The sequence below is a fragment of the Aquimarina atlantica genome (genome assembly GCF_000626715.1).
GTDB lineage: Bacteria > Bacteroidota > Bacteroidia > Flavobacteriales > Flavobacteriaceae > Aquimarina > Aquimarina atlantica.
Map to the genome: position 1 here is coordinate 339,682 of NZ_AQRA01000001.1, position 22,709 is coordinate 362,390.

Genomic DNA, 22,709 nt, shown 5'->3' on the forward strand with positions numbered 1-22,709 from the left:
ACCAATGAAATTGAAGTTAGTTTTTGTAATGTCAATAATATTCTGCTCGATGATCTATGCCCAGCAGGAACCACAATATTCTCAATATATGTATAATATGAGCACGGTTAACCCTGCATATGCTACAGGTCAAAGTGGTTTGATTTCGACCGGGTTATTATACAGAAGACAATGGACAGGGATTGAAGGAGCCCCGCAGACCGCCAATATATTTGCTAATATCCCAATGAGTGAAAAAATTGAGCTAAGTGTAAATTATGTAAATGATAGGATAGGAGATGCTATCCCGGTTAATAATGATTATATAAATGTTGATTTTGCATATATCACAAAGATTTCTGATCAAACTAGATTATCCTACGGATTGAAAGCAGGTATCAATAATTTTAAAATTGATCCTTCTGGTTCTGATGTCGCTAATGATCCTGCATTTGCAGATAATACATCTACAACACAATTAAATATTGGAGCAGGTTTGTATTTGTTTACTAATAATTTTTATGCAGGTATATCTTCGCCCAATTTACTTCCTAGTGATATAGATATCGATGGTATTGGTGTTGCGCAAACAAAGACACATATATATGGTATCGCCGGATATGTTTTTGACTTTGTTGATGAAGTGAAATTAAAACCTTCAATGGTTATTAAGCAGGTTTTAGATTCTCCTTTAACTTTTGATCTTTCGTTAAACTCTTTAATTTATGATAAGTTCGAATTAGGAATATCGTATCGATATACAGACTCTTTTATTGCTCTGGCAGGGTTTAATATTACAAAAAACCTAAAAGTTGGATATTCCTATGATTTTAGTGTCAGTGATTTAAGTGGTTATAATAACGGAAGTCATGAAATCGTAATACTATTTAATTTTGACCTTCTTAAGTTTAGTAATAAATATTCCTCTCCAAGATTTTTCTAAATGATAAAAGCTAAGATATTATTAATAGTAACTATACTGATTACTCAGTTTACCTTTTCTCAACAAAAAAGCAGAGCAGATCGTTTTTTTGAAAAGGGTGATTATATAAATGCAGCATCGCAGTACGAAGAAGAACTTAATCAGGAAGGATACACCAAACATATCCTTAAGAACATTACCACTTCATACTATAATACTTTTCAATTTAGACAAGCCTATCGGTATCTAAAAATATTGACTTCGGGTAAATTTTATGATAAGGATAAAACATATGATAATCAATATAACTTTATGATGTATCAGGTGTTGTCTGCATTAGGAGAGTATGAAAAATCTGTTGAATACCTCTCTTTATATAAATCTAATAATACTGTAAGGGATTTTAGTGCTTCTGATGCGATTTCTACAATAGAAGATTTTAAATTAAAGGATGATGATTATACTATAGCAAGTGCTGCTTTTAATTCTGAAGCTTCAGAATTTGGAGCTATTAGGAAAGATAGTATCCTTTATTTTACTACCGATAGACGTTCTTATGGCCCTTTGGATAAGAATTATAGATGGACTCATCGTCCGTTTCTGGATATTTATAAAGTGAAAGTGGATCAGGATAATAAACCTGTTTCAGAAATTGAAACCATTTCTAAAGAAATTAACTCAAAACTTCATGAAGGTAATTTTTGTTTTACCGCCGATGGAAATACAATCTACATATCTAAAAGTAATTCTGAAAAAGGAAAAAAGAAATTTGATAGTATTAATAATAATGCAATTCATTTATATAAGGCCATCAAAGTTGACGGCAAATGGGGTACACCAAAGAAATTAGAATTTAATGATGTGAACTATTCTATTGAGCACCCATCATTAAACGTAACTGGAGACACATTGTATTTTAGTTCTAATATGCCCGGAGGATATGGAGATTTTGACATTTATTTTGTTGCTGTAAATAAAGATGGCACATATGGTGAGCCAACTAATTTAGGACCAACTATTAATACCGAAAATCGAGAACAGTTTCCGTTTATTTCAGAAAAAGGAAATCTATTCTTTTCTTCAAATGGGCATTTGGGATTGGGTATGATGGATATATTTGTTTCAGAATTAAGAAAAAGAAAATTTATAAGACCTATAAACCTGGGAGCACCAATCAATTCTAGTTATGATGATTTTTCTATAACTTATTACAATGAAACAGATGGGTTTTTTGCTTCAAATAGAAAAAAGGCTGGAGATGATATTTATACCTTTTCTCAGATTGGAGATATTTTTCCGCGAGAGTATAGAGCACGTTTTGAAGTTCGGGATTATACAACCGATAACTATATAGCTAATCCAGATGTTGTTTTGTACAATAATGATAATGTAAAAATATATGAGAGCCGATTAGATTCTATTGCGGCTTTTGATATTAAGATATTTCCCGGGAGATACAACTTTAAAGCGTCTGCAAATAAATATAAAGCCAGAACCAAACCTTTGGTGGTTAAAGAGAAAGAAGAAGAGACTTATATCATTTATTTGGATAGAGCAAAAGATGCTGTTGTAACCGATGAGAACGAGGACAAAAACAGGATACGAATTAAGGATAGCACTAATATCGATGAGCGTACCAGAATTAGTGAATCTAACACAGAGCGTAAAAAAGAAGAAATAACCAAAACCAGGCTAAGAGAAATTCTTCTTGCAGATAAAGATGGCCCTCCGGTTATCGAAAGGAATGGGAAATTATATTTTGATATGCCTCCAATTTATTTTGATTATGATAAATGGAATATCCGAGCTGATTCTAAAAAAGTACTGGATAAACTTGCGGCAAAGTTAGAGCGATATAAAACCGTTTACATTAATATAAGTTCTCATACCGATAGTAGAGGTACAGAATCATATAACCAGGTATTATCAGCAAAAAGGGCAGAATCTACTCGTAATTATCTAGCTTTGGTGGGATATGTAAATGCTAGAAGAATGCAGTTTGTTGGGTTTGGAGAATCTCAACCTTTAATTGACTGCGATAGTAAAGTATGTACAGAAGAAGATCATCAAACTAATAGAAGAAGTGAATTCGAAATTGTTAGGTATTAATAATTTGCTGAAACAAATTGTAATCTTTTGCTTTCTAATAAATTAAATTGTAATTTTGCACTCCTTTTTAGCGGATAAGAGAATTAAAAAGGACGTAGTGTAATTTTAATTAATACTTCTGTATAATTTTCGCATTGATTCTCAATAATATACAGGATACAAATTTTATCTTCAATGTCTGAAGAAACAAAAAACACAGACGTTCAGGAAGTAGAGAAAAAAGCAGTAGCTGAAACTCCGCAACAAGCAAATCCTGAACAATTCCTAAAAGATTTTAATTGGCATAACTACGAAGAAGGGATAGATCCTATCGCTGATTCTAAACTTGAAGAGTTTGAAAAGTTAGTTGCCGAGAATTTTGTAGATACCCTAAATGATGAGGTAGTAGATGGAACGGTAATTAACATCACTGATCGTGATGCTATTATTGACATCAATGCCAAAAGTGAAGGTGTTATCTCATTAAACGAATTTCGTTATAACCCGGATCTTAAAGTAGGAGATAAGGTAGAGGTTTTAATTGATGTACGTGAAGATGCAACAGGTCAATTAATTTTATCTCACCGTAAAGCTCGTGTAATTAAAGCATGGGATAGAGTAAATGGTGCTCATGATACAGGCGAAATCGTAAATGGTTTTGTAAAATGTAGAACCAAAGGTGGTATGATTGTAGATGTATTTGGTATCGAAGCATTCTTACCAGGTTCTCAGATCGATGTGAAGCCAATTCGTGATTATGATGCATATGTAGGAAAAACAATGGAATTTAAAGTGGTAAAAATAAACCACGAATTCAAAAACGTTGTTGTATCTCACAAAGCACTTATCGAAGCAGATATCGAAGAGCAGAAAAAAGAAATTATTGGTCAATTAGAAAAAGGTCAGGTATTAGAAGGTACTGTTAAGAATGTTACTTCTTACGGTGTATTTGTTGATCTTGGTGGAGTTGACGGATTAGTTCATATTACAGATCTTTCTTGGTCTAGAATCAACCATCCAAATGAGATTGTTGAACTTGATCAGAAATTGAATGTAGTAATCTTAGACTTTGATGAGGCTAAGACTCGTATTCAATTAGGTCTTAAGCAATTAAAACCACACCCATGGGAAGCTCTTGATAAAGAACTTAAAGTTGGTGATAAGGTAAAAGGTAAAGTTGTTGTAATTGCTGATTACGGTGCGTTTATTGAAGTTGAAGAAGGTGTAGAAGGATTAATTCACGTTTCAGAAATGTCTTGGTCTACACATTTACGTTCTGCGCAAGATTTCGTAAAAGTAGGAGATCAAGTAGAAGCAGTAATTCTTACCTTAGATAGAGAAGAACGTAAAATGTCTCTTGGTATAAAGCAATTAACTCCAGATCCATGGACAGACATTACTACTAAATACCCTGTTGGATCTAAGCATAATGGTATCGTTCGTAACTTTACTAATTTTGGTGTATTCGTAGAATTAGAAGAAGGTATCGATGGTCTAATTTATATCTCAGATCTTTCGTGGACTAAGAAAATTAAGCACCCATCAGACTTTACTAATGTAGGTGATAAACTTGATGTAATTGTTCTTGAACTTGATGTAGAAGGACGTAAGTTAAGTCTTGGTCATAAGCAAACAGAAGATAATCCTTGGGATAAATATGAAGGTGAATTTGCTTTAGGAACTAAGCATACTGCAACCATCGGTGAAATTGTAGACAAAGGTGCTACTATAGATTTTAACGAAGATGTTGTTGCTTTTGTGCCTTCTCGTCATCTTGAAAAAGAAGATGGAAGCAAGCTTAAGAAAGGTGATGAAGCGGAATTCCAAATTATTGAGTTCAATAAAGAATTCAAGAGAGTGGTTGCTTCTCATACAGCTTTATTCAAAGAAGAAGAAGCTAAAATCGTTAAACAAGCTGCGAAGAAAGCTGCTACAGGTTCAGCAGAAAAAACAACGCTTGGTGATATCGATGCATTAGCAGATCTTAAAGCTAAAATGGAAAAAGGCGGGAACTAGTATTCTCAATACTTTTTAATATAATAAAGGCCGTTCGTAAGAACGGCCTTTTGTTTTTAAAAATACACTGTATTCAGTGTTGTTATGACTATCATATATTTTGAGTTTATTCTATATAAAATTACAATTCTGTTTTTTTTGTATATATCGTAACAGTGATTATAACAGGGCTTTTGATATGTATTGTGAAGAGAAGTTGCATGGTTAATAAATTATAATATAATGGTATTAATGCTATGATAATGTGTTGGTATGGCTAAATTATAGCGTTTTATATCCCTGAAAAACGGGAGGAGATTTTCACTATTAGTGGTATGGTACCAAGGGTAAAGCTTCCTGATATTTGCATTGTAAAAAAATCATAAACGTTTTTTAAAATGAAAAATATAAACAGGGTAATCATATTTGTATTAAACTTCTTAATAGTCATTCAGGCAAATGCAAAAGAAACGAATAGATTGGCGGTTGTAGCAAATGATAAAGTGATCATAGCATCTGTAAAAAAGAATTCAGACACAGAACCAAAAAGTAAAAAAACAAAAAAAACAGTTGAGAATAAAAGCTTTCATTCTATCAAAAAATGGAAAATAACGATAGAATATACAGATGGTGGTATTATGTCTAAAACTATTGTGGTACAAGAAAGCTCAGATTTAAGTGCTTTAGAAACCGCATTTTTAGAAGCTGAAAAATACATGGAGACTATTGAGAATATCAAAAATTATGAGGTTTCTCCTGTATCCAAAAACTCGTTTGTATTATTGGCTGGGGGGATATAGTATAAAGGATTATTTGTAAAGGCGTAATACGACAATTACGCCTTTTTTTAGATACTATGAATTTAGAACTACTAATTCATAGTAATGTGTTTTCTATAAAGTAGATTTTCTATAGTATGTTATTTAAAAATTGAATTGTATTGTACTAAAATTTCACTACTTTTGTATTCCAGATATCCATTTGGAGATTATGAGTCAAAAATTACTACTTAGTGCGAAAGAGATTGATATAATTCTGCACCGTTTGGCTTGTCAATTAATTGAAAATCACACGCATTTTAGAGATACTGTTTTGATTGGTATTCAGCCAAGAGGAGCTTTTTTAGCTGATCGTATTAAGAAAATTTTGGTTGATGACTATATGGTAACAGATGTCAAATTAGGTTACCTTGATATTACATTCTATCGAGATGATTTTAGGAGAGGAGAAAAAATTCTTGAGGCTAATAAAACTCATATTGATTTTGTAGTAGAAGATAAACGAATTGTATTTATTGATGATGTGTTGTATACAGGGAGAAGTATTAGAGCAGCTTTAACAGCAGTGCAGTCCTTTGGGAGGCCACAAGAAATCGAACTACTAACATTAATTGATAGGCGTTTTAGTAGACATTTACCTATACAACCTAATTATAGAGGTCGCCAGGTAGATGCTATAAACCAGGAAAAAGTAAAAGTTGATTGGATAGAAAATGATGGCAAAGATGCCGTGTATTTAATAGAAAATTAAGATCTCTAAATAAGATTGTTTTATTTAAAATTATAAATTAAGACGAATGAGCGAATTAAGTGTACATCACTTATTGGGAATAAAATATCTGAATAAAGAAGATATTGATTTAATCTTTGAGACTGCTGATCACTTTAAAGAAGTTATTAATCGACCAATTAAAAAAGTTCCTTCGCTTAGAGATATAACGATTGCAAATCTTTTCTTTGAAAATAGTACAAGAACAAGATTATCTTTCGAATTAGCAGAAAAAAGACTTTCTGCAGATGTAATTAATTTTTCTGCAGCATCTTCTTCTGTAAAGAAAGGAGAAACACTTATTGATACCGTTAATAATATTCTTTCGATGAAAGTAGATATGGTAGTCATGAGGCACCCTAATCCAGGGGCAGGGGTTTTTCTTTCTAAACACGTCGATGCAAGTATTGTTAATGCAGGAGATGGAGCGCATGAGCATCCTACACAAGCGTTATTAGATTCTTATTCTATACGCGAACGATTAGGAGAAGTAGGAGGAAAGAAGGTTGTAATTGTAGGAGATATTTTGCACTCTAGAGTTGCACTTTCTAATATCTTTGCTTTAAAATTACAAGGAGCCGAAGTAAAAGTTTGTGGCCCTAAAACTTTAATTCCTAAATATATTGAGAAATTAGGAGTTCAAGTCGAAACAGATCTAAAAAAAGCACTAGAATGGTGCGATGTAGCCAATATGTTGCGTGTGCAAAATGAAAGAATGGAGATTAGTTATTTTCCATCAACACGAGAATATACACAACAGTTTGGAGTAAATAAAAAGTTATTGGATAGTCTGAATAAGGAAATTGTAATCATGCACCCAGGACCAATCAATCGTGGAGTAGAAATCACGAGTGATGTTGCTGATTCTAACCAAGCCATAATATTGGATCAGGTACAGAATGGGGTTGCAGTGCGAATGGCTGTAATATATCTTTTAGCTTCAAAAATTAAACGATAATTTATGATTTTTAATAAAGAAGGTTCTACTACTATAATCACACAAGAAAAAACTACAATTATTGAATTTGTTAAAGGTCTTGAAGACAAATATGCTTCCCTAGAAAATGATAATATAATTGTTAACCTGTTTTCATTAGAACAAATTTCTGTAGATGATATTAATGAGTTTCTAAGGATTTCTAATAAACATAAGGCAGCTAAACATTCATTCGTGATTGTTACCAATAAGATATCTTATGATGAAGTCTTAAGCGAAATTACAATTGTACCTACATTACAGGAAGCATATGATTTGGTTGAGATGGAAGAAATAGAAAGAGATCTGGGTTTTTAAAAAACTCAACTTTTTTGTAATTATTGATGTTCCTTTTCGTCTGATAAATCATGAACAGATTTGCCCCAATTATAAGTATACTTTTTTTTGTGTGTTTTGGTCATGATGTTATTGCTCAGGACTGGAAATATGATTTTGATGAAGCAAAGTCATTAGCAAAAGAAAAAGACCAAAATATTATATTGTTTTTTACAGGATCAGATTGGTGTCCTCCTTGTATTAAATTAGAAAGGAATATTTTGTCTGATGATGAATTTATCGAGTTTGCTGATCAAAAATTCATTTGGGTAAAAGCGGATTTTCCCAAGCGTAAAAAAAATAAACTTTCTTTGGATCAACAAAAGAAAAATGAAGCACTTGCCCAAAAATATAACAGAAAATGGGTTTTTCCTGTTATATTGGTTTTAGATAAAGAAGGAAAAGTATTAGGAGTAACAGGGTATAGAAGAGATCTTGATGCAAAAGGATATATATCATTATTAACATCATTTGATTCTTTTGGTCGTTAGATTGATTTATAAATAAGATTAGATTATATTCACAACCTGTTTAATAAATAGGAAAAATAATTTTGAAACTTACGATTTTAGGTTGCTATTCTGCAACCCCCCGAACATTTACAAACCCTACTTCACAGGTCTTAGAAATAAACAACCATATCTTTTTAATTGATTGTGGTGAAGGGACTCAAGTAGAATTACGACGAAATAAAATCAAGTTTTCAAGAATCAAACATATTTTTATTTCGCATCTTCATGGTGATCACTTTTTCGGACTTATTGGATTAGTATCTACTTTTAGATTGCTCGGTAGAGATGCTCCATTACATATTCACGGTCCTAAGGGAATAAAAGAAGTTATTACATTACAATTAAAGCTTTCTAATTCGTGGACAGATTATCCATTATATTTTCATGAACTAACCAATGCAGAATCAGAAATTGTTTTTGAAGATGAAAAAGTAGTGGTACGTACTATACCTTTGCAACATAGAGTATATTGTAATGGGTTTTTATTTCAGGAAAAACCTGGTGACCGAACGTTGCTAATAGATAAGGTATCTAATTATAATATTGATAAGGCATATTATCGCGGGATAAAAAAAGGAAAAGATGTTGTTTTAGACAATGGTACCATAATTTCTAATGAAGAGCTAACAAGCCCTCCTAAACCTGTTAAAAGCTATGCATTTTGTAGCGATACTAAGTATAACGAAGAAAAAATTCCTTTAATAAAAGACGTTACTGTATTGTATCATGAATCGACTTTTTTAGAAAGTCATAAACATTTGTGTGCAAAAACGGGTCATAGTTCTGCTATTGAAGCGGCTACTATTGCCAAAAAAGCAAATGTTGGATCCTTAATTTTAGGTCATTATTCTACCAGATATGAAAATATTGAACTTTTTAGAGAAGAAGCAAAAACCGTTTTTGATGATGTAGAAATAGCAGATGATGGTAAAGTGTTTGAATATTGATATGGTAAAAATTATCTACTTATTATTGTTTTCTATATTTTTAAAATAGGTAAATTGCATAATAATTTGAGATAATGAATAGAGATCTAACAGCATACAGAAAATCATATGAAAAAAGTTTTTTAGAAGAAGAGAATCTTCCGGATTCTCCGTTTAAGCTTTTTTCTGATTGGTTTGCAGAAGTAGAAGAGGCTGGTGGAGTTGATGAGGCTAACGCTATGACAATTACTACCACAGGAGTAGATGGGTTTCCAAAAGCAAGAATAGTATTATTAAAACATTTTGACAAAGATGGTTTTGTATTTTATACTAATTATTCTTCAGAAAAAGGTAAAGCTATAGCAGCTAATAATAAAGTGTGTATTTCCTTTTTTTGGCCTAATTTAGAACGACAAGTTATTATTAAAGGTATAGCGCAAAAAATAGAAGAAGTAGAGAGTACTCGTTATTTTTTATCTCGCCCAAGAGGAAGTCAATTAGGAGCTTTGGCATCGGATCAAAGTGAAGTGATCAAATCAAGAGAAGCGTTAGAAAATCGATTACAGTCTTTAGAAAAAGAATATGAAGATAAAGAAATACCTAAACCTGAATCCTGGGGTGGGTATCGTATAGTACCTGTTGAGTTCGAATTTTGGCAAGGTAGAGCTAATCGATTACACGATCGTATTCGTTTTTCTAATCAAAAAGTGAATTGGGAGATAGAAAGATTATCTCCATAAAAAGATTACATAATTACAAAACTAGAACGTCTGTTCTTTTGGTATTGATCTTCAGAACAGTCTTCTCCATCTTTACAATTATTAACAGGCCTGGTTTCTCCAAATCCAACATAGGATAGAATTCTGTTTTTAGAGATATTTTTACTTATCAAATAATTATAAATAGATTCTGCTCTTTTTTGAGAAAGCGTTAGGTTGTAATTTTCTTCACCACGACTATCAGAATGCGTTTCTATTTTGATTACCATATTTGGGTAGTCGTTATTCATAATATCTACCACTTTATCAAGCTCAATTTCTGCTTTTTTGGTGATATCCCATTTATCAAAATCAAAATAAATTTCATTCAAATTTATCAGATCATTTATGGTTTTGGTCAATTTTAAATCTGATTTTAAAGGTGATTCAGGTGTACCACTAGACTTTACAATATCTCCCGAAGCAATACCACCACTTTTTGTATTGTTAGATTTGTTTACTTCATCCATCTCCCCAGGTATTACTACAGCAAATTGGCTATTCATTTTCTTTTTAGGAATAGAAACAAGACGACTGGCGTTTGGGCAATTTAATTCACTAATATCTATAGCTAATTTAAATTGATAGAAATCAGGTAATTCACAAGAGTTAATATGATTGTATCCTTTAGAGTATTTTATGGTTTCATTTAGCGTTCCATTAAACTCGGCCATAACAGGTTGATCCACTACAAGAATATCATCAATTGTGTTAATTGATTCACATTCGGTGTCTACAATCACATTATAACTAATTTTAAACGGTTCACTATCTATTTTAACCATTTTATTAGGTACTATAAAGTTTAGTGTTCGAGATGCTTTATCGTATTTTACCTTTATTCTTTTAGAGGGTAAAATCATAGTTTTTTCAGAAAAAACTACATTTTTTGGTAAAACATCTTTTATGATAGTATTTTTTGCATCATCGTTACCATCATTATATATGGTAAGATTGTATGTAATTTCTTGTTTAGGAGCTAATACATCATTTGGATGAATGTATTGACCATTAGCCGTATATTTTGATCTTTTTACAATGTGAATTGCAGGCTCATATATTTCTACACTAAATGCAACCGCCATAACAGAATACCCGTCATTATTAGTCGATAATCTAAATTTAGCTTCTGTTTGATTGTTACCTATAATACTATTTCTTACATTTTTTATATCGAATAAATCAGCATCATATCCTAATGTGTTTTGGCTGGCAGGAACTCTGGTTTTTACATTTTTCCCATTTTCGGTAATATTGGCATTAAAGAAGTTATTCATAGGATTAATACCATCTGCAAGACTTTTATATCTATTCGTTTCATTAGACATTACCTGGAAACGATCTCCTATAATTCCTTTGTCTCCTTCATAAGCAATTACACCTATTTTTCCGTGAACAGCTCCGTTAGGAATGGTTTGAAAATTATTAAAAGAAAAAGCGACAGGTTTTGCTTTTGAATCAATGTTTACAAAGCCATCATATACATAAAATCTTTTTCTGGGTTTGGCATCATCCTCATAAATTACAACCATTGTCCATCCACCAGCAAGGCCATTACCTAAAGTTTCATCATCATTTATTGCACTGGTTGTAGCAGGGATGTTAGCAACAGTATATGTTCCTAATGGATTTTCTAATTCTAAAATATCTGCAGTAATATCTTTATAGCAAGAATATTGTTTGAACAAAGATTCACTATCATTATAATAATCATGAATTATTTGTCCATTAGTAATGGTTGAATAAGACTGTTGTCCAGGATATTTTATTTTTATAGAAGTAATATCATGTTGTCTGTTATCATCTGCATAAGCAGCTGTCCAATATAAACCAACATGTTTAATAGCATTACAATTAGAATCGATATCCAAATCTGCACTACTAGAATTAAAAGTAGTGGGGTCATTATCAATATCGATAAAGCCCATCCTAAACTGATTGTTTAATCCACCAGCATTGTAACTTTTATTAGGATCAAATACGTCAGACCCATCATCATTACTAACTTTACCCAGAACAGTATTAGATACAAACTTGAAATCCCCCTTAAGTGTTAATTCTGTACGTTTCTTAAGAGGTACCTCTACCTGTCCATATGCAATTGTAGAGCCAATACTGCATATGATAAGTAGGAACATATTTTGAAACCATTTAAGATCTCTTTTTATAGTAATCACTTTTTCCACCTTTCTTAGTTTTTTATTACCCTACTGATATTATGATAAATTTGTGCTCATAATGTTTGGGGGGAAACACTCTGATTTAAGGGAAAACCGTATGTAAATTTATATTTTAACATTTAATTTTATACGAAAAAAAACATGTTTTCGATGTAAATACCATTTTTATCGATTAAAACCAAGTGTTTATTATGTTCATTTTCATTATTTTAGCTACTTTATCCATTATTTTTGTATTAAGCATTTGTTAAGTAAAATAGCATAAATAAGAAAAGTAATCTCACCTATAATTACATAAAAATTGATTTTTTATATTCTTATATTGAAGATTTGTAAAAACGAATCCTTAAACTTGTATTAAATAACTTCATTTTTGCTAAAATAGTATCAGATTCATGAAAACTTTATATATAATAAGACATGCAAAATCTTCTTGGGAATTTGATGTATCGGATGATAAAAGACCTCTTAATGATAGAGGAATAAGAGATGCTGGATTGATTGGTGAGCATCTGAAAACACTGGTGAAACCGATTGATAAAGTTTTGTGTAGCCCAGCCAAAAGAGCATATAGCACTGCAAAAATTATTGTAAGCCATTTAGATATTCCTGAAAATGTATTTTCTTTAGAACCAAAACTTTATGATTTTGAGGGAACCCAGGTTATTGATGTGATAAAAAATTGCAATAATGATATTAATACTTTAATGATATTTGGGCATAACCATGCTTTTACTTCGATCGCAAATCTTTATGGAGATCAACATATAGATAACCTCCCGACTGCTGGAGTAGTTGCTATAGAGTTTGATGTGGATATGTGGCAAAATATTTCTGTAGGAAAAAACTTATTAACAATTTTTCCTAAATTTTTGCGATAATGACAGAAAATATTAAAAATCAATATGTTAATAGAGAATTAAGTTGGCTTCAGTTTAATGCAAGAGTATTACAAGAAGCTGCAGATGATACAGTTCCACTATTAGAAAGATTACGTTTTATTGGGATATTTTCTAATAACCTGGATGAATTTTTTAAGGTGAGATATGCTACCATTAAACGAATAGATCAGGCAGGAAAGGATGGAAAAAATGTACTTAAGGGAACCACAGCAAACGAACTATTAGAAAAGATTACAAATATAGTTATCAAGCAACAGGCAGAAAGTCTTAAAACCATTGATAATATTAAAATTGAACTTGAAAATCATAATATTTTTATTATTGATGAAAATCAGGTTACTCCAGATCAAGATGCTTTTATTCGTAACTATTTTGTAACTAAAGTTAGTCCAGCTTTAGTTACTTATATACTAAATGATCTAGAAAAATTTCCGCATTTAAAAGATAGTGTAGCGTACTTAGCAGTAAAACTGGTACTAAAGGATAAAGTTCCTAAAGAAGGACGAATCTCCAAAATATTGCAACAAACTACCAAAGAAAAAATATATGCACTAATCGAGATACCAAAAAATACAGATCGATTTGTTGTACTTCCCGAAAAGGATGGAAAACAATTTATCATTATTCTTGATGATTTGATCAGGTATTGTATGCATATTAACTTTAGTATTTTTAATTATGTTCGGGCATCGGCTCATATGATTAAAATAACCCGGGATGCCCAGTTGGATTTTGATAATGATCTGAGTAAAAGTTTTATTCAAAAAATATCAAGCAGTGTACGATCTCGCCGTGACGGAGAACCAGTTCGATTTGTATATGATAAAACTATCGAAAGAGATACTCTTGATTTTTTGATGGAAAAAATGGGAGTTGATAACACAGATAGTATTATTCCTGGAGGGAGATATCACAATCGTAGAGATTATATGAATTTTCCAGATTTGGGCGCTATCAATTTGGTATACCAACCAATCAAACCTTTAGCTATACCCGGTCTTGTTTTACAAGGAAGCTTATTAGATAAGATTGCCAAAAAAGATTTTCTGCAATATACACCTTATCATACGTTTTCGTATACGGTAAAATTTTTACGAGAATCAGCAATTGATCCAAAAGTAAAAAGCATTAAAATTACGATATACAGGTTAGCAAATATATCTCATATTGCCAGTTCCCTTATAAATGCCGCTAAAAATGGTAAAAATGTTACTGTGCAAATAGAATTACAAGCGCGTTTCGACGAAGCTGCAAATATTCGTTATGCAGAGCAAATGCAAAGGGAAGGCATACATTTGATTTTTGGAGTTACCGGACTTAAAGTACATTGTAAAGCATGTGTAATAGAACGAGAAGAAAAAGGAAAGCTTAAACGATATGGTTTTATAAGTACTGGAAATTTTAACGAGTCTACCGCAAAAATCTATACCGATTATACGTTGTTTACAACCAACGAATCTATTTTGAAAGAAACCAATAGAGTGTTTAAATTTTTTGAAATAAATTATAAAATAAACCGCTATAAACATTTGTTGGTATCTCCGCATTACACAAGATCTTCTCTGGCGAAACTAATAGAAAAAGAAATTAGAAATGTAAAAGAAGGTAAACCTGCAGGAATTAAACTCAAATTAAATAGCTTGAGTGATTATGATATGATAGATAAGCTATATGAGGCAAGTAGAGCAGGAGTAAAAATAGATTTAATTATTAGAGGTATTTGTTGTTTGATACCGGGTATCCCGGGAATGAGCGAAAATATACGAGCAATAAGTGTAATAGATAAGTTTTTAGAACACACGCGATTATACATATTTCAAAATGGTGGAGAACCAAAAGTATATATATCATCGGCAGATTGGATGACACGAAACCTTGATAGAAGAGTAGAGATTTCTTGCCCCATCTATGACGAGGATATCAAATTAGAATTAATGGATACTTTTGATATTTGCTGGAACGATAATGTTAAAGCCAGAAGATTTTCTAAAGAGCAAGATAATGTGTACATTAAAAATGATAAGGAAAAAGTAAGATCACAAAAAGCAACATACGACTATTATTTAAAAAAACTAGGAAATTAATTATTTTGTTAACTATAGAAAAATATGGAGCTATAGATATAGGTTCCAATGCAGTACGATTATTAATAAGTAGTATTCACGAAGAGAAAGGAAAAACTACAAGGTTTAAAAAAACAAGCCTCGTTAGAGTACCCATACGATTAGGAGAAGATGTTTTTAAATCTGGACAGGTATCTCAGGAAAATATTACTAGAATGATAGATGCTATGCAAGCGTATCAGTTATTAATGAAAACGCATAAAGTAATTAAATATAAAGCCTGTGCAACATCTGCAATGCGAGAAGCCAGGAATGGAGAAGAAGTAGTTCGCCTTATAAAAGAGAAAACAGGTATTCAAATAGATATTATAGATGGTAAAGATGAAGCTGCTATAATTGCAATGACCGATTTGCATGAATTGATAAATACAGATGCAACATACCTATATGTAGATGTAGGAGGTGGTAGTACAGAGTTTACACTATATCATAATGGAAATACTATTAAATCCCGATCTTTTAAATTAGGAACGGTAAGATTGCTTAATAATTTGGTTTCTGATAAAATATGGAAAAATGTAGAAGATTGGATTAAGGAAAGTATTGTAGGTTACCGTAAAGTTTCATTAATTGGATCTGGAGGGAACATTAATAATATTTTTAAGAATAGTGGTAAAAGAATGGGTAAACCATTATCTTTTTTATATCTAAGTTCATATTATAAATTACTTAATTCTTTAACCTATGAAGAAAGAATTTGGCAACTTAACTTAAATCAGGATAGAGCAGATGTAATTATTCCTGCTACTCGAATATATCTATCTGCAATGAAATGGAGCGGTTCTAGAGAAATCTTTGTTCCAAAAATTGGTCTATCAGATGGGATTATCAAATCATTATATAATGAGAAGCTAAATAATCGTTGAAATTCATAAGTAATACATTTTATCGATTTTTAAAGAGTAATAATCGGTATAGAGCTCTAAAATGTTAAAGAAAATCCATTATTTTGTATTAAATTGAACCGTAACCTAATATTTATACTATGAAAAAAACAGTACTATTCACTGTGATTTTATTAATGTTTGTTATTTTAAAATCTCAAGCTCAGGAAATTACATATGGTGTAAGACTTGGAGCTAATCTAAGTTCTATTAGTTCTGATGATATTCCCGAAAATCTTAAAGATAGCAGATTTGGTATAGTAGCAGGGTTCTTGGCAGAAGTTCCTATTAACCAAAAATGGAGCATTCAACCAGAGTTTCAATATTCTTCTTTAGGTAATGATGACGAATCTCTAAGAGTAGACTATCTTCAATTACCAATAATGCTTAAATACAATTTTTCTAAATTGTTTAATGTTCATGTTGGCCCCCAAGTAGGACTTAAGATTTGGGAATGGGAAGATAATTCGACAGGAGAAACCAATTTTAATACATTTAATTTATCTGCTGTTGCCGGTATTGGAGTACGTCTTACAGAGAATTTCTTTGCTGATTTACGATATGGTTTTGGTGTGTCTAATATTATTGATGATGAAAATATTCCTGGGGGAGCAAAAGGAAGTAATAGAAATATTCAACTCTCTTTTGGCTATAAATTATAATAGAGCAAAATATCATATATTATATTGCTTATAGTTTTCAAAGAAAGACTTCTTTATGATAATACTTTTGTTACTATATTCTAACAAATGATTATTATTAAATTTATTAATGATTTTATTAGTCGTTACTCTAGAGACCCTAATGTAATTAGACAGTTCATTTTGGTTGAGAGGTGAATTAATAACAATTTTTTCAGAATTATAAGGCCCTCCAAATTTTTCTTTAAATTCAAAAAGTACTTTTATCAATCGTAACTCTGCAGATTGAATTTGAAGTGTTTTTATTCTATTTTCATACTCCTGATATTCCTTACCCAGTATTGATAAAAAATCTTTATAAAGATTAGGACTTTTTTTTATGGTCTTTTGTATGATGTTTTTATCAAATTCATACACTTTGGTTTCCTCACTAAGAGATTCATACATACAATATGAACAAAAATCTATAAAAATAGAACTTGCACCAAAAACCTGATTTTTTGTCAATATAATTAGAACTACCTCTTCTCCGGGATCGGTAAAACAACCAATTTTCATAACTCCATTCTTAATAAGATAGATTTTTTTAGAGCACGCCCCTGTACTTTTTATAATCTCATTTTGATAATAAATGTTACACTTGTATTGATTGTTTTCTACTAAAATGTTTAATAATTCAAAGCACATAGGGGTTATTTTTAGAAATTGAATTATTTACTGACCTTCATTAAATAAATGTTAAAAAATCGAATTGTTAACAGATATTTAAGTTTTTTATTGTGACTTAAACACATTCTTTTTACGCTAAAAATGTAATATCATACTAATCATAACCAAAATAAAAATGATTAAGTGTTAGAATTTTTATATCAATAATTTCTATGCGTTTCTAATTTCGATGCAACAAATATTAACTCTTAATTTGCACAAACTCATGAAGCGCACAAACTCAACGTGTAGAGGCGTATGCAACCTCTATAAAAATAGTATTTCCAGAAGCCTACATCAGATAATTTCATTTAGTAGATTAAACTAGAAAGGTATTTTTATTATGGAAACCACAGTTTCTCATGCTACTTCTGAAGCAGAAGTACGTGACACTTTTGGGCATATACCCTTAGTACCGGGCGATACTTTTATAAAATCTACTATAGCAAATCTATCATTATCAGATCAATATCTTTTTCAAAGGTTTGGCCAAGGGCCAATAACCAGAGTTCCGTATAGATGTATACATCATGCATTTGAGGCTCATGCCAAGGTAAATCCTAATGCTATTGCAGCCAGTCATTTAGGTAAGGTAATCACATATGAAGAATTGGATCATCAGGCAAATCTACTGGCTTTAGAACTCATAAAAAACGGAATCCAAAAAGGTGATAATGTTGGGCTATTTGTTCAACGATCAATACCAATGTTAGTAGGGATATTAGCCATCTTAAAAGCAGGAGGGGCTTATGTTCCTCAACATATCGGGCTAGCCAAAGACGAACAATTAAGGTATGTTGTTAAATCGGCGAATATAAATTTAATACTCACTTTATCAGAGTTTAAAGATTTAGTTCCGGTAATAGACGATAATAAACTTATAGTAATAGATGATTTCTTAAAATTAAACATAAATAACAGCGAGAAGATCGTACTACCAGAAATTCCTGTTACCGAAAATGATATTTGCTATATAATTTTTACATCCGGAACAACTGGGGATCCTAATGGAGTTCAGGTTAGCCATGGAAATACATGTAACATACTCCTTACGTCACCTGGTAATTTAGGAATGAGACCCGGATTAAAAGTAGGGCAAATTTTGAGTATTGCTTTTGATATGTCTGTTTGGGAGATTCTGGGAAGTTTGGCAAACGGAGCCACCTTAGTTATACGCGGAAAAAATATTCAAGAAACAGTAAGTGAGGTAGATGTGGTGATTTCTACACCAACAATTCTTAGTTCTTTAGATGTTACACTTTGCCAGAATGTTCGCGTAGCTATAGTTGCAGGAGAGCCCTGTCCAAGGATTTTAGCAGAAAAATGGTCTTCGTTTTGTGCTTTTCATAACTCTTGCGGACCCACCGAAACTACGATTATCAATACCGTAAAACGATTTTTTCCAACAGATGAATTACTTACCATAGGAAAACCTACGCCCAATAATACAGTATATGTTTTGGATGAAAACTTAAAACCTTGTGGTATAGGAGAACCCGGTGAAATGTGGGCAGGAGGTCTTTGTGTTACTCATGGATATATCAATAATCAAGAATTAACAAACGAAAGATATGTAGATGATCCATTTCTGGGCCAAGGCAAAAAAATGTTCAGAACAAGAGATTTGGGAAGATGGACTTTGGATGGTGAATTAGAACATCTGGGAAGAACCGATGATCAGGTAAAGATATGTGGTTTTAGAGTAGAATTAGATTCTGTATCCTCTATTATAGAGAAAATGCCAGAAAGTAAAAGAGCAGCTACTTTAAAAATAGATAATAGAACCTTAATATCCTTTGTAAGCCCAGAAGATATTGACCAGGAAAAGGTTAAAAAACAAGTAGAAGAAGTGTTGCCATATTACTGTGTTCCAGCAATAGTGGTAGCAATGCCAGAACTTCCTATGACAGATCGCGGTAAAATAGATAAAATGAAATTAATGAAACTTATTCCTCATAAACAAGAAGAGGAAGAAAAGACAACAAGTGCAAAAAAAGATCAAAAATTTACAGATGATGATGATATCCCCGATTTAGAGGCAATACAATTACCTCCTCAAAAAAAGTCATTTAGCAGAATGTGGAAAGGAGAAAAATTAATGCATTATTACCGCTTGTTTGCACTGCTTTTAATAGCAAATATCGGAATAATGATCTATGGGGCAACAGAAGGTAATTGGTGGTCTCAGCAAGAAATGCGTTTAGATATTATCTCTAAAATCACACTAGTTAACTTTACAATAGGGATCCTTATCAGACAGCAATACGTTATTAATTTCTTGTTTTGGGTTGCAACCAGTATTCCCACAAGCTGGCCTTTGTCGATAAGAAGAAGAGCAGGGAAAATATATCATTTTGGAGGAATTCATATCGGTGGGACCGTAAGTGGTACCCTTTGGTTTATACTATTTATGGGATCCCTATATTATGATTTTTTTAATCCTCAAAATGAAACTACTAAAGATATTACGCTGTTATGGGTAACTACAATACTTACAGGAATTTTAGTTTTTATGATTATTATGGCTTTGCCAAAATTAAGAGCAAAATTTCATAATAGTTTTGAAAAAACTCATCGATTTGGTGGTTGGACAGCACTATTATTATTTTGGGTACAAACGATACTCATAATACAAGGAAATGGTTCTGAACACACTTTATTAGAAAACTTATTTGATTCTTTTAGTTTTTGGGCATTAACAGTGATAACAATTAGTATAGCATTACCATGGTTAAGATTAAAAAAAGTAGAAGTCGATATTACAAGGCCATCAAACCATGTTATTCTAGCACGATTCAATTATGGAGAAACCCCTTTTGCAGGTTCCTCTACAGCGATTAGTAGAGATCCATTAATGGAGTGGCATTCCTTTGCAAATGTACCTGAACCAGGTAGAGAAGGGTTTCGTTTAACTATCTCCAGAGCAGGGGATTGGACAGGTGAACTTATTGATGATATGCCAAAATACTTGTGGGTTAAAGGAATCACTACTGCAGGAGTAGGAAATGTTGATAAGCTATTTAAAAAAGTTATTTGGGTAGCAACAGGTAGTGGTATTGGCCCATGCTTACCACATCTTTTTTCTGGAGAAACTCCCGCTCGGTTAATATGGGCAACCCGAAATCCAAGAAAAACATATGGTGATGAATTGGTAGAAGAAATTCTCGAATCACAGCCAGAAGCTATCATATGGGATACAGATGCACATGGAAAACCTGATATGGTAAAACTAGCATATAAAGCATATAAAGATTTTAATGCAGAAGCAGTAATATGTATTTCTAATAAAAAACTTACCTGGAAAGTAGTCTACGGAATGGAAAGTAGAGGGATACCAGCATATGGCGCAATTTGGGACTCTTAAACTTAAATATGTACTAACACAAACTCAACCTTTTTTATACAACAACACATAGCTGAAACCAGCAATTTTAATAAAGACATTTAAAAAAACGAATAGTCTTTAGGAGATGCTATGTAAAAATTAAAACTATGAATATAAAAATCGAACAGAGAAAACGGGTAGTGATTATAACCTTAAATCGCCCAAAAGCATTAAATGCACTAAATAGTGAATTGATGCGAGAAATGGTTTCTGTTATGCAGAAACTGGATAAGGACCCAAGTGTAGGGTGTTTTGTAATCACAGGATCTAAAAAAGCGTTTGCGGCAGGAGCAGACATAAAAGAAATGGAAAATAAATCTTATATGGATATGTTTCATGAAGATTATTTTGCTGCCTGGGAAGCTTTTACCGCAATTAGAACTCCAAAAATCGCTGCCGTATCTGGGTATGCTTTAGGAGGAGGATGTGAATTAGCTATGATGTGTGATATTATTTATGCATCGAATACAGCAAAATTTGGTCAACCAGAAATTAAACTGGGAGTGATCCCAGGGATTGGCGGAACCCAACGCTTAACAAAAATGGTAGGAAAAACAAAGGCTATGGACTTGATTCTTACCGGACGTTTAATGAATGCAGAAGAAGCAGAACGATCAGGGCTGGTGTCTCGTATAATACCAGTAGAAACCTTATTGGAAGAATCTGTAGAGGCTGCAGCAATTATTGCTTCTTATAGTAAAACAACAGCTATGGTTGCAAGAGAAGCTATAGATAGAGCTATGGAGTTAAGTCTTCGCGAAGGAGTACTCTACGAAAGAAGAGCCTTTCATGCATTATTCGCTACAGAACACCAAAAAGAAGGTATGCAGGCTTTTGTAGAAAAACGAAAAGCTAACTTTTCTATTCCTAATCAAAAACAAATCATTCAAGCTCACTAATCATTAAACACATAATTAAAGAAATTAAATCATGAAAAAACTCATAATAATATTAATTGTACTAGGTTTTCAGTATTCAACAATACAAGGACAAGAAGAGAAAAAGAAAAAAGCAACATTAGCAGTAAAAGTGATCCAAAATAGTGTTGCAGGATTTTCGACCTTATTTTTAGGAGGTTTTGAAACTAATAAAAATTTTGATATTACTTTTTATAGTATGTTCTGGACAAACCCTTCCTTCGGAACTCCAGAATCGGGTAGTGATCAATTATTAGAAACTGGTATTGGATTAGGATTTAAACTCATGGACGGAAAATTATTTCTTAACCCAGGGGTTGGGTTTGCGCATGGTAAATTCTTTTCGGATGTTGCAGGTACAAAAATAGGAGAGGCTGTAATCCCTAATACTTTTGTGGCGTACCATAACTCTATTTTTGATATAGAAGCATATCTGGCTTATTATAAATCGTTAAGAGATAGAGATGATATCTCGACCAAAGATTTACTCCTTTTTTGGGCAGCACCCGGAATTAATGTAAGCGATCGTTTAGTACTAGGTGGTTTTTTTGAAGAATTAGCCTTTATGAACCTAGAAAATGACGATGTTAATAAGAATATACAGGTATATCGTTATTTGGGAGGTTCTGTTAAATTAAAACTTGATAACGGTATGGCATTTAGATTTTCTGCGGGAGCTAACCTGGTCACAGATGTAGGTGCATCAGACGAATTTTATAAAGTATCTGCTTTTATACCATTTTAAAGAGGATAAGTGTTAATCTGTATACCAAATTTATGCGGTAAGGATTAAAAGTCCGTTTTCACAGTTCAGATTGTTATATTATCTTTACTTGTGATGTAATGAATAAAGCTATCGAAAGATAGCTTTATTCTATTTTTAATCCGTTGCATTTATCCATGAATCGTTTCTTTATTTCTTAAAGACC

At 32.0% G+C, this 22,709-nt stretch carries 19 protein-coding genes; 17 read left to right on the forward strand and 2 right to left on the reverse strand.

What is annotated here, in order from left to right:
* Positions 1 to 4: 4 nt before the first annotated feature.
* The 10 genes from ATO12_RS01495 to pdxH all read left to right on the forward strand — a co-directional run bounded on the left by ATO12_RS01495 (position 5) and on the right by pdxH (position 10,022).
* A complete protein-coding gene (locus ATO12_RS01495; protein ID WP_034238011.1) occupies positions 5 to 922 on the forward strand; it encodes a PorP/SprF family type IX secretion system membrane protein in 918 nt (305 codons plus the stop codon).
* Positions 923 to 3,010 carry an OmpA family protein gene (locus tag ATO12_RS01500; protein ID WP_034238012.1) on the forward strand — a complete coding sequence of 696 codons (2,088 nt, stop codon included), beginning with the start codon at positions 923 to 925 and terminating at the stop codon, positions 3,008 to 3,010.
* Positions 3,011 to 3,184: 174 nt separating this feature from the next.
* Entirely contained in the window at positions 3,185 to 5,005 is a 1,821-nt protein-coding gene (gene rpsA, locus ATO12_RS01505; RefSeq protein WP_025663730.1) for a 30S ribosomal protein S1, read from the forward strand.
* A 377-nt stretch (positions 5,006 to 5,382) separates the two neighbouring features.
* Positions 5,383 to 5,784, forward strand: coding sequence for a hypothetical protein (locus ATO12_RS01510; protein ID WP_034238015.1), 402 nt, complete (start codon positions 5,383 to 5,385; stop codon positions 5,782 to 5,784).
* 190 nt (positions 5,785 to 5,974) lie between these two features.
* Positions 5,975 to 6,514 (forward strand): bifunctional pyr operon transcriptional regulator/uracil phosphoribosyltransferase PyrR, encoded by a 540-nt coding sequence (pyrR, locus tag ATO12_RS01515; RefSeq protein ID WP_025663732.1) that lies wholly within the window; start codon positions 5,975 to 5,977, stop codon positions 6,512 to 6,514.
* A 46-nt stretch (positions 6,515 to 6,560) separates the two neighbouring features.
* On the forward strand, positions 6,561 to 7,490 hold the full coding sequence (locus ATO12_RS01520) for an aspartate carbamoyltransferase catalytic subunit (protein ID WP_034238016.1): 930 nt from the start codon (positions 6,561 to 6,563) through the stop codon (positions 7,488 to 7,490).
* 3 nt (positions 7,491 to 7,493) lie between these two features.
* Positions 7,494 to 7,826, forward strand: coding sequence for a hypothetical protein (locus ATO12_RS01525; RefSeq protein ID WP_034238018.1), 333 nt, complete (start codon positions 7,494 to 7,496; stop codon positions 7,824 to 7,826).
* A gap of 50 nt (positions 7,827 to 7,876) precedes the next feature.
* The gene (locus ATO12_RS01530) at positions 7,877 to 8,335 is read left to right on the forward strand and encodes a thioredoxin family protein (protein ID WP_034238020.1); all 459 of its coding nucleotides are present in this window, start codon (positions 7,877 to 7,879) and stop codon (positions 8,333 to 8,335) included.
* Between the two features lie 62 nt (positions 8,336 to 8,397).
* Positions 8,398 to 9,303, forward strand: coding sequence for a ribonuclease Z (locus ATO12_RS01535; protein WP_034238022.1), 906 nt, complete (start codon positions 8,398 to 8,400; stop codon positions 9,301 to 9,303).
* 74 nt (positions 9,304 to 9,377) lie between these two features.
* Positions 9,378 to 10,022: a pyridoxamine 5'-phosphate oxidase gene (gene pdxH / locus ATO12_RS01540; protein ID WP_034238024.1), complete on the forward strand. Its 645-nt coding sequence runs from the start codon at positions 9,378 to 9,380 to the stop codon at positions 10,020 to 10,022.
* A gap of 5 nt (positions 10,023 to 10,027) precedes the next feature.
* Here the strand turns inward: pdxH and ATO12_RS01545 are convergent, their stop codons facing one another.
* The gene (locus ATO12_RS01545) at positions 10,028 to 12,226 is read right to left on the reverse strand and encodes an OmpA family protein (RefSeq protein ID WP_034238025.1); all 2,199 of its coding nucleotides are present in this window, start codon (positions 12,224 to 12,226) and stop codon (positions 10,028 to 10,030) included.
* A 389-nt stretch (positions 12,227 to 12,615) separates the two neighbouring features.
* On the opposite strand from ATO12_RS01545, the gene ATO12_RS01550 reads away from it, so the two are divergent.
* The 4 genes from ATO12_RS01550 to ATO12_RS01565 all read left to right on the forward strand — a co-directional run bounded on the left by ATO12_RS01550 (position 12,616) and on the right by ATO12_RS01565 (position 16,791).
* Positions 12,616 to 13,101 carry a SixA phosphatase family protein gene (locus ATO12_RS01550; RefSeq protein WP_034238027.1) on the forward strand — a complete coding sequence of 162 codons (486 nt, stop codon included), beginning with the start codon at positions 12,616 to 12,618 and terminating at the stop codon, positions 13,099 to 13,101.
* Positions 13,101 to 15,206 (forward strand): polyphosphate kinase 1, encoded by a 2,106-nt coding sequence (gene ppk1 / locus ATO12_RS01555; RefSeq protein ID WP_034238030.1) that lies wholly within the window; start codon positions 13,101 to 13,103, stop codon positions 15,204 to 15,206. The genes ATO12_RS01550 and ppk1 overlap by 1 nt, the downstream gene beginning before the upstream one ends.
* Positions 15,207 to 15,211: 5 nt before the next feature.
* Positions 15,212 to 16,111 carry a Ppx/GppA phosphatase family protein gene (locus ATO12_RS01560; RefSeq protein ID WP_034238031.1) on the forward strand — a complete coding sequence of 300 codons (900 nt, stop codon included), beginning with the start codon at positions 15,212 to 15,214 and terminating at the stop codon, positions 16,109 to 16,111.
* A gap of 119 nt (positions 16,112 to 16,230) precedes the next feature.
* Positions 16,231 to 16,791: a porin family protein gene (locus ATO12_RS01565; RefSeq protein ID WP_034238034.1), complete on the forward strand. Its 561-nt coding sequence runs from the start codon at positions 16,231 to 16,233 to the stop codon at positions 16,789 to 16,791.
* 12 nt (positions 16,792 to 16,803) lie between these two features.
* Here the strand turns inward: ATO12_RS01565 and ATO12_RS01570 are convergent, their stop codons facing one another.
* Positions 16,804 to 17,457: a Crp/Fnr family transcriptional regulator gene (locus ATO12_RS01570; RefSeq protein ID WP_034238037.1), complete on the reverse strand. Its 654-nt coding sequence runs from the start codon at positions 17,455 to 17,457 to the stop codon at positions 16,804 to 16,806.
* A gap of 364 nt (positions 17,458 to 17,821) precedes the next feature.
* Here ATO12_RS01570 and ATO12_RS26315 point away from each other — a divergent pair, with 364 nt between their 5' ends.
* The 3 genes from ATO12_RS26315 (at position 17,822) to ATO12_RS24525 (ending at position 22,525) form a co-directional block, all read left to right on the forward strand.
* Positions 17,822 to 20,842 carry an amino acid adenylation domain-containing protein gene (locus ATO12_RS26315; RefSeq protein ID WP_205625218.1) on the forward strand — a complete coding sequence of 1,007 codons (3,021 nt, stop codon included), beginning with the start codon at positions 17,822 to 17,824 and terminating at the stop codon, positions 20,840 to 20,842.
* A gap of 128 nt (positions 20,843 to 20,970) precedes the next feature.
* Complete coding sequence (locus tag ATO12_RS01580) at positions 20,971 to 21,762, forward strand: enoyl-CoA hydratase (protein ID WP_051575520.1); 792 nt, start codon at positions 20,971 to 20,973, stop codon at positions 21,760 to 21,762.
* 31 nt (positions 21,763 to 21,793) lie between these two features.
* Positions 21,794 to 22,525: a DUF6733 family protein gene (locus ATO12_RS24525; protein WP_051575521.1), complete on the forward strand. Its 732-nt coding sequence runs from the start codon at positions 21,794 to 21,796 to the stop codon at positions 22,523 to 22,525.
* The last annotated feature ends 184 nt before the right edge of the window (positions 22,526 to 22,709 follow it).

Coding starts and splice junctions, on each gene's coding strand:
- ATO12_RS01495 (WP_034238011.1), top strand. CDS start 5: ATGAAATTGAAGTTAGTTTTTGTAATGTCAATAATATTCTGCTCGATG.
- ATO12_RS01500 (WP_034238012.1), top strand. CDS start 923: ATGATAAAAGCTAAGATATTATTAATAGTAACTATACTGATTACTCAG.
- rpsA (WP_025663730.1), top strand. CDS start 3,185: ATGTCTGAAGAAACAAAAAACACAGACGTTCAGGAAGTAGAGAAAAAA.
- ATO12_RS01510 (WP_034238015.1), top strand. CDS start 5,383: ATGAAAAATATAAACAGGGTAATCATATTTGTATTAAACTTCTTAATA.
- pyrR (WP_025663732.1), top strand. CDS start 5,975: ATGAGTCAAAAATTACTACTTAGTGCGAAAGAGATTGATATAATTCTG.
- ATO12_RS01520 (WP_034238016.1), top strand. CDS start 6,561: ATGAGCGAATTAAGTGTACATCACTTATTGGGAATAAAATATCTGAAT.
- ATO12_RS01525 (WP_034238018.1), top strand. CDS start 7,494: ATGATTTTTAATAAAGAAGGTTCTACTACTATAATCACACAAGAAAAA.
- ATO12_RS01530 (WP_034238020.1), top strand. CDS start 7,877: ATGAACAGATTTGCCCCAATTATAAGTATACTTTTTTTTGTGTGTTTT.
- pdxH (WP_034238024.1), top strand. CDS start 9,378: ATGAATAGAGATCTAACAGCATACAGAAAATCATATGAAAAAAGTTTT.
- ATO12_RS01550 (WP_034238027.1), top strand. CDS start 12,616: ATGAAAACTTTATATATAATAAGACATGCAAAATCTTCTTGGGAATTT.
- ppk1 (WP_034238030.1), top strand. CDS start 13,101: ATGACAGAAAATATTAAAAATCAATATGTTAATAGAGAATTAAGTTGG.
- ATO12_RS01565 (WP_034238034.1), top strand. CDS start 16,231: ATGAAAAAAACAGTACTATTCACTGTGATTTTATTAATGTTTGTTATT.
- ATO12_RS01570 (WP_034238037.1), bottom strand. CDS start 17,457: ATGTGCTTTGAATTATTAAACATTTTAGTAGAAAACAATCAATACAAG.
- ATO12_RS26315 (WP_205625218.1), top strand. CDS start 17,822: ATGGAAACCACAGTTTCTCATGCTACTTCTGAAGCAGAAGTACGTGAC.
- ATO12_RS01580 (WP_051575520.1), top strand. CDS start 20,971: ATGAATATAAAAATCGAACAGAGAAAACGGGTAGTGATTATAACCTTA.
- ATO12_RS24525 (WP_051575521.1), top strand. CDS start 21,794: ATGAAAAAACTCATAATAATATTAATTGTACTAGGTTTTCAGTATTCA.